Annotated in this window: 4 protein-coding genes; all 4 read right to left on the bottom strand. The window is 71.9% G+C overall.

Going from position 1 to position 4,641, the window contains the following annotated elements:
- A partial coding sequence (locus tag ACFWIC_RS40720; RefSeq protein WP_380522225.1) for an ISL3 family transposase occupies positions 1-1,253 on the bottom strand: 1,253 nt, incomplete at its 3' end.
- A gap of 134 nt (positions 1,254-1,387) precedes the next feature.
- Positions 1,388-1,585: a hypothetical protein gene (locus ACFWIC_RS40715; RefSeq protein WP_380522223.1), complete on the bottom strand. Its 198-nt coding sequence runs from the start codon at positions 1,583-1,585 to the stop codon at positions 1,388-1,390.
- A gap of 397 nt (positions 1,586-1,982) precedes the next feature.
- Positions 1,983-3,143, bottom strand: coding sequence for a sigma-70 family RNA polymerase sigma factor (locus tag ACFWIC_RS40710; protein WP_380522221.1), 1,161 nt, complete (start codon positions 3,141-3,143; stop codon positions 1,983-1,985).
- A 427-nt stretch (positions 3,144-3,570) separates the two neighbouring features.
- The gene (locus tag ACFWIC_RS40705; protein ID WP_380522219.1) at positions 3,571-4,617 is read right to left on the bottom strand and encodes a polysaccharide deacetylase family protein; all 1,047 of its coding nucleotides are present in this window, start codon (positions 4,615-4,617) and stop codon (positions 3,571-3,573) included.
- Positions 4,618-4,641 lie beyond the last annotated feature (24 nt).

Raw genomic sequence — 4,641 nt, 5'->3', positions numbered from 1 at the left:
GGTGCGGACGTGGTGGCGAACGGACCGGAGGACGACACCCCTGACTGGCACGAGATCGACTGGCGTGCCGTCGAGGACGAAGTACGGCGTCTGAGGACGTACTTGCGGACGATCTGCTCCTTGCCCGGGTAGCCGCGCTGCGCGATCTCTTCGAACAGGCGCCGGGCGTTGGTGAGGCCCTGGGCGAACCGCTGGTCGATGTGCGACTTGAAGGGGTCCAGGATGCTGGCGCGTCCGGTCCACCGACCGACCAGCAGTTCGTCAGGATCGGCGGCGCGGGCGAGGCGCCGGACTGTGTTGCGGGCAAGTCCCAGCCGGTCGGCGATGGTCCGAAGCGCGACGCCGTCGTCGATCAGGGCGTGGACGGCGGCGTGGTGCTCGCGGACGCGGTCGGCCAGGCGTCCGGTTGTGCGGGGCAGTGAGGCGACCGAGGGCAGGGCGGCTACCGTCGGCAGTTCGTCGTCGACGACGGGGGCGGGTTCGGGCAGCAGGGCCCGGTGCTGGAGCACGGTCTTCTCCACGGCCTCGGCGAGGTTGTGCCACAGGTGGTAGCGGTCTGCGACGTGGATGGCGTCGGGGGCGCCGACGCGCCCGGCCTCGGCGAACGTGCCGGAGCGGTCTCTGCAGATCACCTCGACGCCTGGGTGGTCCGTGAGCCAGGCGCTCACGGTCTCGACGCTGCGGTCGGGCAGCAGGTCAACCACGCGGCGGGTCTCGATGCCGACCAGGACCGTCGCATAGACGTGCCCCTTGCGCAGGGCGAACTCGTCGACGCCCAGCACCCGCGGCACGGGCAGAGCCGTCTCGGGCACGGCGCGTATCAACCGCAGCAGCGTCGAGCGGCCCACCGGCGCGGCCAACACGTCCGCGAGCCGGGCCCCCGCCCGGCCGGCCAGCATCAACGCGACCCGCCGCAACACCGCCTGCAGCCCCTGACTTCGCCGGCCGTGGCGGAACGTCAACCCCGGCACCTGCTCGACGAACGTGGCCCGAGGACAGGACGGCTCACCGCAGCGGAAGCGCCTCACCCGTAACTCGATCACCACCGGCCGCCCACCCACCGACGCGTCGTCGAGCCGACGCACGTAGCGGCTGTGCACCCGACCCGAGAGCGTCGCGCAGGACGGACAGGAGGCCAAGCCGCTGGTGGTGGCGGCGTGGACGGTGATGCGGTGCGGGTGGACGGTGAGGGTGTTGACCGCGACGTCGGCGGTCTGGTGGAGCCAGAGGTCTTGGAGGAGTTCGTCAGCCACGACCGTTCATGATCGCGGTTCCGGTGACGCTCCGTGGCTCCAGCACTGAAAGTGGGTCAGACCCTTCTGCGGAAGCATTGACAAGGCGCGCCGATGGGGTGGGGGAGGGGCTGGGAGTCGTAAAGGCCCGCCGTTCACGCAGCACCCGCCGTCGGGCGGCCGTTCCACTGCTCGAAGTGGTTTCCGATGAACAGCGGTGCCCGATTCCCGTCGTAGAAGCGGTTGAATCCGGCGAGGTAGCAATGGTGAGCCTGGCTGCGCCACTCGTCGTATTTGGCCGGGTCACCCTTGGATTGGGCGTCCGCCTGGCTGGCCATGATGCTGTAGTGCATCGACCGGACGGGGAGGGTCACGCCGCCGCTGTCACCGGTGGGGCGACGAGCGAGGCCCGCCCGGCGTCTCTCCCCGTGCGTGTGGGTGAAGAGCCGATGGTTCCCCGCGAGTGCGGTGGCCCCTTGGCGGTGAGGTGTCAGCGGGTGGGGATGGCATGGCGACCCCCCTGGGTTCAGGACCTTCCTCGAAAGAGAGGGAGGTGGCGTACTTGCCATCCGTTGTGTTATGCAACTGTGGCCTTGTGTAGTGTGCGCATCGAGGCCGTGGTCGTCATGGGGGACCCGCGTCTCCCGGGGCACGGCGGGGAGTACGGTACGGTCTGCCGATCCTGGTGCCCACAAGGGAAGCCCACGGCCTGGGGTGGACGGCCGTCGGTTGGCCGTGCCCTGTCGGCGGTCACTGCTCGGCGCGGGCCGGGCCCGGGGTTGGCGTCGATGGTTCGTGGAGGAGCTCCCGGCCCACGGCCGGTGGGACCGGTGCGGTGACTGTCTCCGGGCCGGTGTTCGATCCGGGTGCGCTCTCTGGCAGTGGCCCGGGCCGGTCGTACGCCGCGGAGGGGCTCCCGTCTGCGGGTGGCAGTGCCGAAGTCACGGCTGTGGTGCTCTCAGCTGCGACGGTGGGTGTGGTCCTCGGGTTGGCCGGAGGGGATGGGGAGGCCGGCTCGGCCGTCGCCGACCCCCGTGCGAGGAGCGCGGCGGGGTCCTCGGCATGGGGCATGGATCGGACGAGTGCCGTCCTTGTGAGTCGAAGGTGCCGGTTGGTGTCGCGCATCTCATCGTAGTGATGTCGGCATCGCGTGCAGTCCTTGAGGTGTCGGATCAGGAGTTTGGACTTCCTTCGCGCGGGGTGGCGGACGAGTGCTGTGAGTTGGTCGGCGCAGGCGAGGCATTCGGGGGAGTCGGCCCCCTGCAGGTGTGCTGTCAGGTAAGCGCGGCACAGGCCTTCGCGTGCGCGCGACACCAGCGAGGAGGCTCCGCTGGTGCTCATCCCGAGGAGGCGGGCGACCTCGTCCGCAGGCCGCTGTTCGAGTACTGAGTGCTGCAGCGCTATGCGCCAGTGCTGGGGCAGTGCGCGGTACGCGGCGGCGATCAGGTCGTGTTCGAGGGTCGATGCGTGGATCTGATCGGGTGACGGGGCCGTGGTGTTCCGGTCGGCCAACAGGTCGACGTCGGCGGAGGGAAGGCTGCGGCGGTTGGCGCGCGCCCACGCCGCGGCGGTGTTGCGGACCACCGCCAGGAGGTAGGGGCGCCAGTTGTCGGAGGGACCGCCGCCCGCTCGGACGGCGGCGAGAGTAGCGGTGAAGGCCTCGCTGGCGAGGTCCTCGGCGCTGTCCGCGGTACTGCCGAAGGAACGGGCGTAGGCGAGTGTGGCCCGGTGGTGGCGCGCGTAGAGTACCGCCGCAACACCGTCCTCCCCCGACCGAAGGCGTTCCGTCAGCTCTCCGTCCTCGAGCTCCCCTACCGGGCGGGCACCGCGCTCCCCGGCGGCCCCGCCGCCGGTACGGAGAACCGGTGTCGGCTTGGACCCGTCGGGACCCGGGGACGAGAGGTCGAACATGGTGATCCTTTGGCCTTTGCAGTGATCTGACCAGCCGGGGAGATCCGGTGCGGGCCGACGGGCCGGCGGGCTGACCACCGGGCGTGAAGGGCGGCGCCGCCTCTCCGGGGTGCGGGTTGGATCCGCGTAGCCGTCGTGAGCACGCGGTTTGGCGGCGGCATGGCGGACCTTGCGGGTGGGGAGACAGGGACGGGGGTGGCCGGGGCTCCGTCGCAGGAGCCGACGGGGGCGGCATGGGCTGGCATCGGAGGCGGGCCTGCTGAAGTGGGCGCACCGATCCGTGCGGCCTGTGTCGGGCGGCATGGTGGTGTCGCGTTGGGCAGTGGGCGAGGCGGGCTGCCAGGCTCGGTGTGCGGGTGCCCGGTGCTGCGGTGGCCTGCCGTGGTCGGTGGGCTGCGGCGGTTCCCCGGTCTTGCCGGGGTGGTCGTCATCCGGCGGGGAGGTCGAAGGTGTATCCCTGGGCTTTGAGCCAGGGCAGTAGTTGCTGTAGGGCCGCGATGGTTTCGGTGCGGTCGCCGCCGCCGTCGTGCATCAGGACGACGCCGCCGGGGCGCAGGTCGCGTTGGACGTTGGCGATGATGGCGGCGACGCCGGGTTTGGTCCAGTCGAGGCTGTCGACGGTCCAGGTGAGTGAGCGCATGCCGGCGGTGGCGGCGACCTGTTCGTTGACGGGGGTGAAGCCGCCGCCGGGGGCGCGGAACCAGGGGACTTGGGTGCCCGGTCCGCCGGCTCGGACGATCATGTCCTTGGCGGGTCCGATCTCCTGGACCTGCTGGTCGTGGGTGAGTGCGGCGAACGGCTGAAGGTGGTGGACGGTGTGGTCGCACAGGCGGTGGCCGGCGGCGAGGATGCGTTTGACCACTGCCGGGTTCGCGGTGGCCTGGGGGCCGATCTGGCAGAACGTCGACTTGGCACCGTACTGGGCGAGCACGTCCAGCACGTCGGCGGTGGCGGGGCCGGGGCCGTCGTCGAAGGTGAGCGCGACCGTCCGGCCGCCGTGCGCGGTGGACCGGACCAGCGTGGTCGGCTTGGCCGGGGAGCCCGAAGGCGGGGCGGCCGACGGCGTCGCCTTCGCGGAGGCGGGTCCGGCGGACCCGGTGGGGCGGGGGCTGGGCGCGGGCGAGCGGGCCGTCCCGGGAGTCGTGGGCGCCACGCTCCCCGGCGCGGTGCCGGGTGCGTTCGGCGCCATAGACAAGCCGACCATGCCGCCCTGCGCGGTGCCGCACCCGGTGAGCGCGGCGACGAGCAGGGCGGCGCAGGCCGTCCGCAGGCCGCTGCGCTGGCCGCCGGCCGCCGAGGGACACAGCGAACGGGCCCGCCGCGCAGGGCTTGACCTCTTGACGCGGTCGGCGCCGTCGCCCACCGGGTCACCGGACCCGGAGCCGGAGCAGGTGTCGGAGCAGGCGTCGGTGGTCTGGAGGAGCGCGAGTTCGGTGGTGGCGCTCGGCGCCGTCCTGCGCGTCAGGTCGGACATGGTTTCCCCCTTGGGAGTGTGACC

This window comes from Kitasatospora sp. NPDC127035 (assembly GCF_042726075.1).
Lineage (GTDB): Bacteria > Actinomycetota > Actinomycetes > Streptomycetales > Streptomycetaceae > Kitasatospora.
The sequence above is the reverse complement of the archived record's forward strand: the minus strand, read 5'-3'. Positions and strand labels throughout refer to the sequence as shown.